An 11,752-nucleotide genomic window follows, 5' to 3' on the forward strand; every position below is an offset into this window, starting at 1 on the left:
GTATCTCCTGCGTAGTCGGCTGAGTGCAGCGTTCCCGAAGCCAGGCTACGGCGATGCAATTGCAATCGCTGCACCAAAGCGAAGCGATTGCATCGCCTGACGAATCGGGCGCTTTCTTGCAAGCGCGTCCCTGTGCTGCATACCTGCTCACCGACAGCGGGGCATGGTCCGGCGTTCGATCGCATCGGTCTTCGACGTGATACACGCGGTGGCGACAGGCGATCGAGGAGGTGGTGCGGCGCATCTCTTGCGATGCAGTATTCACGCGCGTCGATCGTCTTCCTTGCAAGGACGTAGATGATCCGGGGAGAGCGCCCGGCATCCCCTCGCCTGTTCGCCGGAAGGCACGTCACCGCCACAGCGGCGGCTTAACGTGCATGCAGGCGCTTAGAGGCACGCGCTGCGAAGCCGCTAGGCGATAGGCAAACGCATCATCGCAGCGCGCCCTGCAGCACGTCGTGGCGGATCGATCGGCCTTGCCTCAAGACCTGCCCTCTCGAGCGCCAACGCCGGCTGCAAGACGTTGAATGGATTATCGCCCTGTACAGGTTATCGACGACGTATTCTGATGTTCCTCAGATTCTGGCGCATGTCTCCCTCGAAGTTGTTGGCAATGTTCGTGGGAATAATTTGCTTGCCCACCGGAACGCCGCCCGACTTCTCCAGATTTTGGTGGATTTGTCCGTTTTGCTGCTGGTCCAACTTGTATTCTTCGTAATGCAGGCCCGCCAATACGGGCGTCTTGAGAATTTCCACCCATTTACTGATGCTGGTGCCGGCGGCATAGCCTTTTAAGAACTCCCCGGCAGTCGGACGCTGTGTCGCCGTTTTACCGGTGCCCTTGGCGACGCCGCTGGCCGTTCCCTTTGCAGTTGCCTTGGCCGCGCTCTTGCCTGCTTCCTTGGTCGCGGCCTCGGCGACCCCCTTGGCCCCGATTCTGGCCGTGGGTCCGCCGACTGCTCCGACGACTGCCCCGGCCATATTGATGCCGGCCAGCTTCAACGCCAGCGACATGTCGCCACCTTGAATCGCGGTGTCGACCACCTGCGCCGCCTGCGCCTCGCTCTCCAATGCAATCGACGCCGCATCGGCAATTTCGCCGATGATGGGGATCCCGTTCAATGCGCTGAGCCCCACGGACATCCAGTCCAGGATCTTGCTGTCCCACTTGAGGAACTCATGCAGGCCGTGTTGGAACGTGCCAACGTCCTTTTTGGGCTTCTTGATCGCCGGCGGATCGTCCTTGCCCACCAGCATGTCTGCGACGGCCTTTTGCTGATCGGGCGAGCTGGCCTCGTGCGTGGCCGGCGTATCCACGGTCTTGTTGGCTGCACTCATGTGGTCATAGAACTGCCGGAAATCGTTCTGGCTGATCTTGCCCGAATCGACGACATGGCCGCCGCCGAAGAAGTGATGGGGCTTCTTGTAGCCGGTGATCGAGTTGTTCAACAAGCCGAACAGCAACGGATCGTTCAACAACTGCGTGGCGGCCTGCTTCACTGCGGGGTCGGCTTTGTCGTCCTTGGAGATCGCGTCGAGCTTGTCGCGCGTGACCTCCTTACCGTCGCCGTAGAACGCGTCTTGATGACTGTTGATGGTATCCAGCGTCTTCTGCTCGTCCGCCGTCAGGTGAATCTCGGAGCTGGATTTCTGCAGGAAGTCCGGCGTACTCATCGAGCCGGAATCTCCTGCAAACTCCTTCCACTCGTCGGGGTGATCGCGAAAATATTGGGCAGCCGCGATCACCTGGGGCGGGCACTTGCCGGTCTTGCTGTCGCCATCGACGATCTTGGCGAATTCGTCCTCGCTCAGGTTGTCGGGCAGATAGTCGGAATAGCGATACAGCTCGCGCAAGGCATCGCTTTTGGTCATGACCGACGCCTTGGTTTTGTCGGGGCTATCGGATGCGATGTAGTTCTGCGTGTAATCCTTGGCCTTCTTGTCGTTGTATTCGGCAATTTGCGGGTGATGGGAGGAAAAGTCCGTCAGGTCCTTCGCCTTGATCTTGCCGCCGCACTTGCCGTCCTTCTGCGAGCCGATGGCAAAGAACAGCCGCGGATCCTTCTGCAATCCTTTAAGCGCTTCCTTCAAGTCAGATTGCGTCGACGGGTCGTTGATCTTTGCGTCCAGCTGATCGAAGGACAACGAGTCGACCTGGTCCTTGTGCCGATCCAGGACCGAAACAATTTCCAATTCGGATTGATTGAGCTGGCCGTCGTTCCAGGTGACCGTCGAGCCCTCCGCAGCTGGTGGCGGGTTGGAACCCTTGATGTTCTTGGGGTTGAACTCATCGTTCTTGCCGCCGAGCTCCTTGACCTGCGGATGCGAATCGGAGAAATCCCAAAGATCCTGCGCCTTGATCTTGCCGCCGCACTTGCCGTCTCCCTGCGAACCGATCGCAAAGAACAGGCGCGGGTCCTGCTTCAGTCCCTGCAATGCGGCCTTCAGGTCGGCGGGCGTGGAAGGGTCGTTGATCTTGTCGTCGAGATTCTTGTACTCGAGCGGCATCTGATCCTTGTGGGCATTCAAGGTCGAAACGATCTGTAGCTCCGATGGAGTGAGCGTGCCACCGTTCCAGGTGACCGTCGAGCCTTCCAGCGCCGGCGGCGCATCCTTGCCCTTGATGTCCTTGGGATCGAAGTCGTAGCCCAACGATGGCCACGAGGTGCGTTTCTCGATCGGCTGGTTGGCTTGATCGTCCGATGCCGAGGAGGAGGTGCTGGTAGCGTCGCTTGGCGTATTTGCCGGCGTATCGCCCGGCGCAGTCGTGGAGGCACTCGTTGGCGTGTTGGCCTGGAGGGCTGCCAGCAGCTGGTAGACCATCAGGAAGATGTCATCCATCGTCGATGGCAGATCGGAGTCGTCCGTGGACGCATCCGACCCGAATAGCTCCGACGGATCCGACTCGTTGAGAGGAGTGCCCAGCAGTTGGCTGGGGTTACTCCCGGTAGAAAACGTATTGAGCGACATATAGGCAGCCTCGCAATAGCGGAATTGGCAGAGTACCTGCGTATAAGCATTGTCTTATACGGCCGCACGGGCGCGCCCATGCGGTGTAGTCGTATGGTGCCAATGTGCACACTGTGCATCTTGATCGACGAACTATTTTGGCGAAAAAAGCGCAAAGACCGATGTGTCGATGTCCTATTCAGGAACTGCTCGGTCGCGCGCAGCGGACCGGTAGACGCGTGCCCCCGTTGTGGCCTGCGAAAAACATGACGATCGAGTTAATACGGCGTTGCGTGTGCGATGCCGATAGCGTCGCGTGCTTCGATCGACACCCGCGCGCGTGTGCGCCCGCACGTCCCGCCGGTGGCGATCTGCTCAAATCATCCGCGTTCGGCGTCACGTTGCCGATGCCGTACACCGCATGCTCGGACCGTGAGCGCCGTGGCTATTGGCTGTGTGCGGGACAAGCTTTGGCGCCGAGACCTGGATCCAGCGGCAAACACCAGGCGCTGCCAGACACTGCTCACACAGCGTGTCGTGACGTCGCACACCAATGCGTGGCAAGAATTGGTGTCATACGCCTTGTTCGGAATATCCGGCTGCTCCGGGTGGAAATACACGCATGATCGTAATGGAGATCGCTGGAATCGAATTCGATGATGTGCGCAGCGAATTAATACCGATGTCATGCGCCGTGCGCATATAAGTCGCCAGGTTGCGAGGCCTTTCTGCATCGCCTGTAGGTAAAGCTGGCGCGCCGGATGACTCGCCGGATCGAAGTCGCCTCCGCTTCGCTTGTGTCCGCTCCGAAAGTGTGGCGCAGGTTTTGGTTAGCCGATTAGCCGTGCCCCAGCTTCGTGTGCAGCGCAGGTGGTTCGCCGTGCTTCGCTCGGGTGCGAAGCACGGCGCAAGACAATCTTGCCGCACACAATTGGTGCATTGGCACGACATGTTGGTGCATGAGTCCTACATCGAATATGTCCTCACGGAGTACCTCTGATGACGTTGGAATCGCACAATCGAAAATCAGCGAATACCGCTTTCTTTATCGGCCTGAGCGCATGTCTCGGCTTGCCGGGAGAGCTTGCGCAGCGGCTCGGCGAAGGCGAAACCATTCTGGGGCCAGCCGGCATGCTGTGCCGTGTGCATACGCAGGGAGAGCAAGACGAATTGATGGCCTTTCCGTAAGTGATCTTGCCCCTGGCGGCACGTGAATTCGGTGGCGACGAGGTGGTGACCCTGCTCTCGCTGCAGGAGCAGCTGCTGACCGAGTACGGATGGCGGCTCACGCTCTCGGACCTCGGCCTGCTATGCGTGTGCCCGCTGTTGCGCGTGCGCAGCCCTGAAGAGGTGGCCGCTGCACTGGAACTTGGGCAGGTGGTCGCACGTGTCGTGCTCGACGCGCTGGCGATCCAGGTCGATACGAAGGCCGAGGTGGCATCATGAGGCTCCCCAGCCATATCGGGACCGCCTCCAGTAGCCGTGCAACGTCGGGTCTTGTTCCGGCACCACCAACGCAGGCCGAAGAGCGCGCTGCCGGTCCAGAAGAGCGCGCACTCTCTGGGCCGCTTGCCGGCTTGTCCTCTTCCGGCGCGGCGTTGCGCGGTCGCCGCGCGTCCTCACGTCAGACGACCACCCATGCAGACGAAGAGGCGGACGCACTCGGTCGGTCGCATCGGTCCGAGTCGTCGCAGTCGTCGCAGTCGTCGCAGTCTTCGGATACAACGTTCTACAGCGCGCAGACCGCAGCCCCGCACGCGGAGTTGGAACCACAGCATGGGGCGGTCGCTGCGGCCACCTATGAGGCGCGCAGTGCTGCAGCCGTCGCCGAGGCGAAAGCGCAGCTACGCGCCGCGCTGGAAGATCTGCCATTTGCTGCGCCCTCACAGGAGCAACGTGCATTGCAGGCAAGTTACCTGGAATGGGCGGACGCACGCGTGCAGGAACGCGTTACGGCCTTCGGGCCGGATGCCGGGTACCAGATCATTGGCGATATGAAGTCGGCAGGCGCAACGGCAACGCTGCCGATCGCCTACGAATGTCTCAGGGCCTTCATCACTGGCGCGATGCGCAACCCGGTCGGTCTGGCCACGGGCGCGGCCTACGCCGGCGCACGCCCGCCTGACGCCGAGCAACTGAGTACGGCGGTTCTTGCTGGTGCGGCGGCGGGAATGGCGTCCTATACCAGCGATACGCTGCTGCTTCCCGCAATGGACCGGCGCGCGCGCGCCGGCAACTTGCCGCGCTTCAAGGCCATCGACCCGAAGGTCCTGGTGCCCGATCCGCCGCCGGTCGTTCTGGAAGTGACCGCGGAAGGCAAGCGATTCGCGCGTCCGGGCGAGAACACGGCGCACACGGTGGCCGAGCTCAAGGCCCAGGCCCACGACCGCCGCCAGGCGATCGCCAATCGCCAATCGACCCTGGATGACAAGTCGGTTGATACCTTGTTGCTCAAGCCAGTAATCAATGCAGGGTTCAATGCCGCGCGTCGGACCGGCAGTGACCCGGGCTTGCTGACGCCGGTCGGCCAGTTGGGCTTGAGCGCGCTCGCCATCGGCGGAGCTGGCATCGTGCAAAAAGCAATGCTGGAGACGAGCAAGGCCTTGGCGCACACCGGCCAGATGAACGTGCCGGATCTGCTTGGCGGAAAGCAACGCTTGAACCTGTTTTCGCTGGCTCTGCCCGACAAAACACGTCGGCCCGCACAATGGTCCGACGCTGTCCATTTCCCGCTGCGTTATCTGCTGGAAAGCGGAATGGAAGCCTTTGCGTTGGCAAAGCAAGGTTTCAACAGCGCCAATGCGGTCGTCGATACGGTACGTGACGTCTTTGCCCGCCACATGCTCAGCAATATCATGGCCAGCTTCGGCTCGCTTGGGGCCTCGCGCATGATCGTCGCACCGTTGCGTGGAGGGAGCCATATCCGTGTTGCTGGCGAACCAGTCAATTCCGTGCCTGTTGTCTTGCAGCAGACCGTCCAAACCCTATTCAACGATACGTTCTGGAATGCGCTCAAGGCCAGGAACGGTACCAACAGCTCCCCGGCAGCGCGACTGGATAACGCGCGTGCCACCCGGGCAGCCGAGCGTGAACGCACCATCGCACAGACGCTTGAGGCCCTGGCAGAGCCCATCGACCAGACGATCGCCGCGCTTTCCGGGCCCACATCTGCCCAAACGCGTGCCATGGAGGAGGGGGTGGGCGCTGCACCTGGGCCTGGGACGCTTGGCCAGGCATTGCGGACGGCCCTGGAGACATTGCGCACGGAGATCGGCGCGCAGTCTCCCTCGATTGCGACCATCGATGCCGTACGCACCGCGCTGCGTGATGTTTGGAGGGACACGTTTAGCGCAACGCCACGCTACAACGTGACGCAGGCGCTGGATGATCAACTGAAAACGCTCAAGCGTGCGTTGCATGAACGCGAGCAACCGCGTCGGTGGGACACCGGGCGAGCATGAGCGCTCAGCCATCGCGTTGATCCTGGTGCGTCTTGCACACCGCCGCCACAGACGTAGTTGCCGTCGCGTCTGTGGCGTGGTGGTGGCGGCCGGAAGATGAGCACCCACCAGCAGAGATAGAGCGATGCCACTGCGCAACCTGGTCGTAGTGGCAGTGCCTGCCGCCGTGCAATGATCTTGCTGTGACGCTGGTTGGCGGACTGGGCAACGCGGCCCGCATCGATGCCATTGCGCAACTCGCACTGGAAGGGAACTCGTCAGAAAGTCGTCGTGTGTCTCTGCAGCGTCAAACGCATGGGGGTACCCGCCGCCGTAGCAGAAGTGCGCGGCAGGGCATATCGATCACGCAGCTGCGATCTTGCGGGGCAGGTGTGCGACGGTTGCCTGCAGGGTATCTGCAGGGAAAGATCCAGGCGCGTCACACCCGACATGCTCAATCGAGCTGCATTCAGTGCGAGCCATTGGTGACATCGTCCAGACAACACGCAAGGCTGGTGGAATTGGCTGGAAAGCCTGGTCGTGGTGCCATGGCTGACCAGCGTCGCTGTTGCCATGATTGGCCCAGGCGGCAAGATGCTTGCCAGCCTTGGTCAGGCGCGTAACCACAGATAGTTCCCCGTCGCGATTCCTTCGAACATTTCGTCGTGCGCAACGAAGATATTATTGTTCCAGTAACGACCATGCTCGGCGTAGTGGGCAAGCAGGTCGCATATCCATGATCCATCCACATCATCGTCCAGCGGCACGCGCACGATCAGGACGATGACGCCGGCATCATTCAGTCCAAGCTGTGCCTGGTCTTGCGCGTACACGGACAGATTGGCTTCCAATAACAGCCGGTAAACCGTCAATGTCCGTCCGGCAGGGGGCAGCCCGTAGGAGATGCGCAGATACAGCGCCTGCTCTTGCACTTCATCGTCGGGCTGTGGCGTCGGCTCGTGGAGGTAGACTTCAAACCCTTCTACCCAGAGCACACGCCTGCTGAGCACAGACTGCACATCCGGTAGGTCCAGTGCCTCGCACATCTGTCGAACGATGGTTTCGAATCGTGCGCTGCTCATCGGCGGTGGTACATGCGCAGGACCCCCTACAAGTCCTGCGCATGCCAATGTCGATTACTGGCCAACGAGCTGCTTGGCGTTGTCGCCGGCCTTGCCGATGAACTTATTCAACGCCACGTTGAAGTCCAGATCGTTCTTGAGCATGGTGATCTTGTTGTTCAGCGATTTCTGTGCCTCGTCAGAAGCGGTCAGGTCGCTGATCAACGAACTCATCTGACCGTTCGCGCCAGACAGTGCACTAGCACCAGAGATTCCACCGGACACACCCCCGGTGTAGCCATCCATGCCCTGGCCAAAACGCGATCTGATTGAACTTATTTGCGGAAATAGTTCCATACCAAGCCTCCTTCATATTGCATGTAGTGATGCGCCTGCTGGCGCGTTGTGCTTGGTCGAAGTGACCAAGAAATCGATTTACTTACGACAGGCCGGCGATGTGCGCGACGATGTTCCGCGCCGCGGTCATACCGTCATGCAAGACATTGAAGTCGTTGCGTGAGGTCTGGTCGCTCGCCGCGGACCAGTGCATGCGAATCTGTTGCGCGGTGGCATCGAGCGCTGCCTCGAGGTTGCGCAGCCGCTCGCCAGACGGATCCGCCGCCTTGGTCTGCAAAATCTTGCTCATATCCTGGGTGACCGTCTCGGTCATGGCATCGAACATAGTGGCCTCTCATTGCGCCGCCTGCTGCGGCAGGGATGTCATGTGCTTGGTACCGTCCGGCGTTTCGACATAATGCAGGCCGTCGGCGAGCAATGCCGCGTCGTAATTGTCCGGCGGTTTGATGGACGGGTCTTGCTGGCTGATCTCCACGTGCAGCGCACGGACCTCAGGGCCCAGGTCGCTGCGGACATCGGCAATGCGGCGGCTTGCGCGTTCTGCGTAGTCGCTGCTGCCGGACACCGAGAAAACGCCATTGCCCTGGTAACGTACGCTGAGAGCGGGGTCAGCCAGGGTATCGCGCAGCGTCGCCACGACCTCGTCCACCACGGCCACGTTGACGGCAACGCCTGGATGATAGCGATGCACCTGCGCACGCAAGCGCGCAGCATCGGCGCTGCTGGGGACAAGGCCTTCGATCAGCACGCGCGTGCCGACGCGTTGGGCGTGCGCCTCGCGAAAACCGAGTTGTTTCAACAAGGCGTTGGCCTGGTTGACGGCATTTTCTGGGCGCTGCGGGGTGGCGGCATCGGAAAGAAATGCCGATTGCAACGAGGGGATCAACGCTGCGGCAGAAAGCGCTAGCATGGCACCCACCGCTGCGCGCAGGACTTTGCGCCTGGACGCGGGCGGCGCTGGCGTGGGGGCTGGGGAAAGCAGCCGCTCCAGCAGCGCCACATCGTCGGGCCAATCGGCAGCAGCCTCGCCAACACACAGCACCAGGGGGCCGAAGCGAACCGGCTGAAACGCAACAAAAGACGTTTCTGGCAGCGTGTCGCTGCTGTAACGGATTTGACCGTCATGGTCTACCTCGAGCATGAGTGAGCAACCAGGCCAATCGTCTATTCGGATATCGGTTTGGGGATCGCTCCCCAGGCTGTAACGACCTTGTGCCAAATCTAATCGTGCGCCTGCGTGGGTTCCTGTCAGTACGCGAAGCTGCATGGTCATGGGCGAACCTCCTGAGCCACCTGGTGTGGTTGCTCAATCAGCAGTGTGTTCAGACGTGTGATGGCATGTGTACGATCGGCCTGCCTGCGCGGCTTTTCCGCATTCAGCAGTATCAACGGGAGCAAAAGGTGAAAATTGCGGAGTGCTGGCACCGGTTCCAGCTCCGACGGCATCAGCTCCATCAAGCGCTTCCGCAACGCCTGTAGATTTTCGGCCGTGGTGGCCCTGCCGGTCGAGCGAAAATGCTCCCGCATCAACCTCCAGACCGTCGTGGTCAACGAGGCGAGGGCAGGGTATGAAACGCCGATGGCGCGTAACTCGACAAGCGCAGCGGCAAGCGCGTGTCGCCTGACCATCGGATCGGCGTCGCGCGTCATCACATAGCGATCGAGAATTCCGTCGATGCGTGCACGCACGCCGTCGCTCAGATCTGCCGGTGCGGCAGCCTGCCACGGTCCTGTCTGCGGATCGTCGGCATGCGCGTTGCGGCCACCGCCATGCTGATCGCCCTGGCCCTGCTCACGCCCCTGGGCCGCAACGACGGCCACGCTCACCCGTCCGCGCAGTACGCACTCGCGTTTGGCTTCGATCTCTTCCTGCTCGGTGGCTTCGAATTCATCCTCCTGGCCGTCCAGCGACCGGATCCCGCGTCGTCGCCTGCGCGGTGGAGCTGGGCGCAGGCGCGGTGCTCGTGCCGCAATGTCGGTAGGCGACCCCGCGCTGGTGCCTGCCGCATCGGCATGATGATCGCCATGGTGATGCGAGCCGCCATGCTCGATGGAAACCGAGGGCCCCAAGGTGCCGGGCGAAATGCGACGGATCATGGGAATGCCGCCTGCATCAAGGCCTGGCCGAACTGCATGATGGCCGAGGCACCCCACGGTGCTGTGACGGCAATGGCAGCCACCACCACCACCAGCTTGAGCGCGAACGAGATCGATGCGTCCTGCAGCGACATCACCGCCTGGACGAAGGCGATCAGCAGCCCGGCCAGCGCAGCGACACCGACCACCGGCAAGGACACCTTGAGGCAGAGCAGCAAGGCTTCGGAGGTAAATCGCACTAGATCGTCGTGGTCCATGGCGTCACCGATAGCTCAGAACCAGGCCATGAATCAGCATCGACCAGCCGTCCATGGCGACGAACAGCAGCAGCTTGAACGGGATCGCCACGTTGGTCGGGGTGACCTGCGAAAGGCCCATCGCCATCAGCGCGTTGGCCACCACCAGGTCGATGACGATGAACACCAGATACAACAGAAACCCGATGCGGAAGGCTTCGGTCAATTCGCTGAGCGTGAAAGCCGGTGCCAGGACGAGCAGGTCGTCCGACTTGAGCGTGGCAGCCTTGTCCTTGGGCCAGATCTGCTGTGCGGAACGCATGAAAAAGGCCTTTTCGCGCTCGCGTGTGTGCTTGAGCAGGAATTGCCGGAACGGCTCCCGGCAGGCGTCGAGCAGCACCACCACGCGGCTGTTGTCCGATCCGGCGCCGTAGTTCTGTGCGGCCTTGAACGCTTCCATGCCCACCGGCGCCATCACAAAGCACGACACCAGCAATGCAACGCCATTGAGGACCATGTTCGGCGGCACCTGCTGTACACCGATCGCATTGCGCAGCAGGCCGAGCACGACCACGATCTTGGTGTAGGAGGTGACCACCATCGCTGCGAAAGGCAGTAAGCCCAGCATGATGACCACCAGCAGCAGCGAGCCAACGTCAGGCATCTGCATGCGTGCTCTCCGACATGCTGAGGATCTGCACACCCAGATGTTCGCCCACTGCCAGTAGCCTGCCGGTGCCGATGGTCTGGCCGTAAACCACCAGGCGGATGTCGGCTTGATCGACGGGCACCGACAACTCCAGGATCTGCCCTGGCTGCAAACCCGACAAGGTCGATAGAGACAGCGCAAGTTGATCCACTTCCAGTTGCACCGGCAGTTCCAGTTCCGCCACATTGCTGGTGGACGGTGCGACGTCGGGCTCAAACGTATCGTGCTGCATGGTGGGGGTGGCCTCCAGAATCATCTGTTGCAGTTTCAAGCGCACCGGAGCGCGCAATACCGCGCCTCCGGCGATACCCCAGAGCAGCTCGCCGCTGGTGACCGCCGCCGAGGCGGTGCAATGCAGCAAGACATCGCCAGGCCGCAGCGACTGCAGCAATGCCGCCGATGCGGTGCGCCCGCCGATGCGCAGGCGCGTGTTGACGCGCAGTGCAGCCAGCCAGGCTGGCAGCTGCGTAGGCCCGGCAAGTCCGTCGACTGCAGCCTGCAGCGTGGCCAGCAGCGACGCGCTTGCCGTCAGCGCAATCGCGTCCAGATCGCCCAGTGTGATGCCGATGCCGTGGCAGTGGTCCGGCGCTGCATCGCGCTCGAAGCCGATCACCTCGGCAGCGCCCAGGCCGAGCGGCGCAAGCGCGCCCAGGCGATCGGCCAGCAACATTCCTGCGAGCGAAACGCGGAGAGCGTCGTCGTCCTCGTTCAATAGCGGCGCCAGGCCGTCGCGCGCGGCAATCCGCATATCCATCTGGCCGGTGTCCAACTGCAGTCGCAGGCGGGCCGCATCATTGGGTGAGATGCGACGGCAATGCGTGACGAAGCCGCAGTGGCGTGCCGCGCGTGGGTCGCCGAACACCCTGCCCAGCTGTGTGCGCTCGGCCGCAACGCGCGTCAACG

The 11,752-nt window shown here is 61.7% G+C and carries 12 protein-coding genes; 3 read left to right on the plus strand and 9 right to left on the minus strand.

Going from position 1 to position 11,752, the window contains the following annotated elements; all coding sequences use genetic code 11:
- Positions 1-549: 549 nt before the first annotated feature.
- Positions 550-2,970, minus strand: coding sequence for an HrpF/NolX family T3SS translocon protein (locus ACCQ03_RS02325; RefSeq protein WP_209225185.1), 2,421 nt, complete (start codon positions 2,968-2,970; stop codon positions 550-552).
- Positions 2,971-3,948: 978 nt separating this feature from the next.
- On the opposite strand from ACCQ03_RS02325, the gene ACCQ03_RS02330 reads away from it, so the two are divergent.
- From ACCQ03_RS02330 to xopF1, 3 genes are read left to right on the plus strand one after another with little or no spacing between them, the layout of a single operon-like run.
- A complete protein-coding gene (locus ACCQ03_RS02330) occupies positions 3,949-4,137 on the plus strand; it encodes an HpaI protein (RefSeq protein WP_081022986.1) in 189 nt (62 codons plus the stop codon).
- The gene (locus ACCQ03_RS02335; RefSeq protein WP_081022987.1) at positions 4,138-4,395 is read left to right on the plus strand and encodes a hypothetical protein; all 258 of its coding nucleotides are present in this window, start codon (positions 4,138-4,140) and stop codon (positions 4,393-4,395) included. It begins immediately after the preceding gene.
- Positions 4,392-6,410 (plus strand): type III secretion system effector XopF1, encoded by a 2,019-nt coding sequence (xopF1, locus tag ACCQ03_RS02340; protein WP_209225187.1) that lies wholly within the window; start codon positions 4,392-4,394, stop codon positions 6,408-6,410. The genes ACCQ03_RS02335 and xopF1 overlap by 4 nt, the downstream gene beginning before the upstream one ends.
- Before the next feature lie 590 nt (positions 6,411-7,000).
- Here the strand turns inward: xopF1 and ACCQ03_RS02345 are convergent.
- From ACCQ03_RS02345 to sctQ, 8 genes are all read right to left on the minus strand, one after another.
- Positions 7,001-7,471 carry a CesT family type III secretion system chaperone gene (locus tag ACCQ03_RS02345; RefSeq protein ID WP_017156500.1) on the minus strand — a complete coding sequence of 157 codons (471 nt, stop codon included), beginning with the start codon at positions 7,469-7,471 and terminating at the stop codon, positions 7,001-7,003.
- A gap of 54 nt (positions 7,472-7,525) precedes the next feature.
- Complete coding sequence (gene hrpE, locus ACCQ03_RS02350) at positions 7,526-7,807, minus strand: HrpE family protein (protein WP_280514356.1); 282 nt, start codon at positions 7,805-7,807, stop codon at positions 7,526-7,528.
- Between the two features lie 82 nt (positions 7,808-7,889).
- Positions 7,890-8,132 (minus strand): Hrp regulator HrpD6, encoded by a 243-nt coding sequence (gene hrpD6 / locus ACCQ03_RS02355; RefSeq protein WP_057678474.1) that lies wholly within the window; start codon positions 8,130-8,132, stop codon positions 7,890-7,892.
- A gap of 9 nt (positions 8,133-8,141) precedes the next feature.
- Positions 8,142-9,080 carry an HrpD5 family protein gene (gene hrpD5 / locus ACCQ03_RS02360; protein ID WP_209225190.1) on the minus strand — a complete coding sequence of 313 codons (939 nt, stop codon included), beginning with the start codon at positions 9,078-9,080 and terminating at the stop codon, positions 8,142-8,144.
- Complete coding sequence (locus ACCQ03_RS02365) at positions 9,077-9,904, minus strand: hypothetical protein (protein WP_057658849.1); 828 nt, start codon at positions 9,902-9,904, stop codon at positions 9,077-9,079. Before ACCQ03_RS02365 ends, hrpD5 begins: the two co-directional genes overlap by 4 nt.
- Positions 9,901-10,161, minus strand: a complete 261-nt coding sequence (gene sctS / locus ACCQ03_RS02370; protein WP_008575435.1) for a type III secretion system export apparatus subunit SctS — start codon at positions 10,159-10,161, stop codon at positions 9,901-9,903. Before sctS ends, ACCQ03_RS02365 begins: the two co-directional genes overlap by 4 nt.
- Positions 10,162-10,165: 4 nt before the next feature.
- Positions 10,166-10,810, minus strand: a complete 645-nt coding sequence (gene sctR / locus ACCQ03_RS02375) for a type III secretion system export apparatus subunit SctR (RefSeq protein ID WP_003485742.1) — start codon at positions 10,808-10,810, stop codon at positions 10,166-10,168.
- The gene (sctQ, locus tag ACCQ03_RS02380; protein ID WP_209225308.1) at positions 10,797-11,750 is read right to left on the minus strand and encodes a type III secretion system cytoplasmic ring protein SctQ; all 954 of its coding nucleotides are present in this window, start codon (positions 11,748-11,750) and stop codon (positions 10,797-10,799) included. Before sctQ ends, sctR begins: the two co-directional genes overlap by 14 nt.
- Positions 11,751-11,752: the final 2 nt, after the last annotated feature.

The sequence above is a fragment of the Xanthomonas sp. NCPPB 3569 genome (assembly GCF_041475645.2).
In the GTDB taxonomy this organism is placed as follows: domain Bacteria; phylum Pseudomonadota; class Gammaproteobacteria; order Xanthomonadales; family Xanthomonadaceae; genus Xanthomonas; species Xanthomonas phaseoli.

What these genes read in the sequence shown, in the direction of transcription:
- ACCQ03_RS02325 (WP_209225185.1), bottom strand. Translation starts at nt 2,970, where the DNA reads ATGTCGCTCAATACGTTTTCTACCGGGAGTAACCCCAGCCAACTGCTG.
- ACCQ03_RS02330 (WP_081022986.1), top strand. Translation starts at nt 3,949, where the DNA reads ATGACGTTGGAATCGCACAATCGAAAATCAGCGAATACCGCTTTCTTT.
- xopF1 (WP_209225187.1), top strand. Translation starts at nt 4,392, where the DNA reads ATGAGGCTCCCCAGCCATATCGGGACCGCCTCCAGTAGCCGTGCAACG.
- ACCQ03_RS02345 (WP_017156500.1), bottom strand. Translation starts at nt 7,471, where the DNA reads ATGAGCAGCGCACGATTCGAAACCATCGTTCGACAGATGTGCGAGGCA.
- hrpE (WP_280514356.1), bottom strand. Translation starts at nt 7,807, where the DNA reads ATGGAACTATTTCCGCAAATAAGTTCAATCAGATCGCGTTTTGGCCAG.
- hrpD6 (WP_057678474.1), bottom strand. Translation starts at nt 8,132, where the DNA reads ATGTTCGATGCCATGACCGAGACGGTCACCCAGGATATGAGCAAGATT.
- hrpD5 (WP_209225190.1), bottom strand. Translation starts at nt 9,080, where the DNA reads ATGACCATGCAGCTTCGCGTACTGACAGGAACCCACGCAGGCGCACGA.
- ACCQ03_RS02365 (WP_057658849.1), bottom strand. Translation starts at nt 9,904, where the DNA reads ATGATCCGTCGCATTTCGCCCGGCACCTTGGGGCCCTCGGTTTCCATC.
- sctS (WP_008575435.1), bottom strand. Translation starts at nt 10,161, where the DNA reads ATGGACCACGACGATCTAGTGCGATTTACCTCCGAAGCCTTGCTGCTC.
- sctR (WP_003485742.1), bottom strand. Translation starts at nt 10,810, where the DNA reads ATGCAGATGCCTGACGTTGGCTCGCTGCTGCTGGTGGTCATCATGCTG.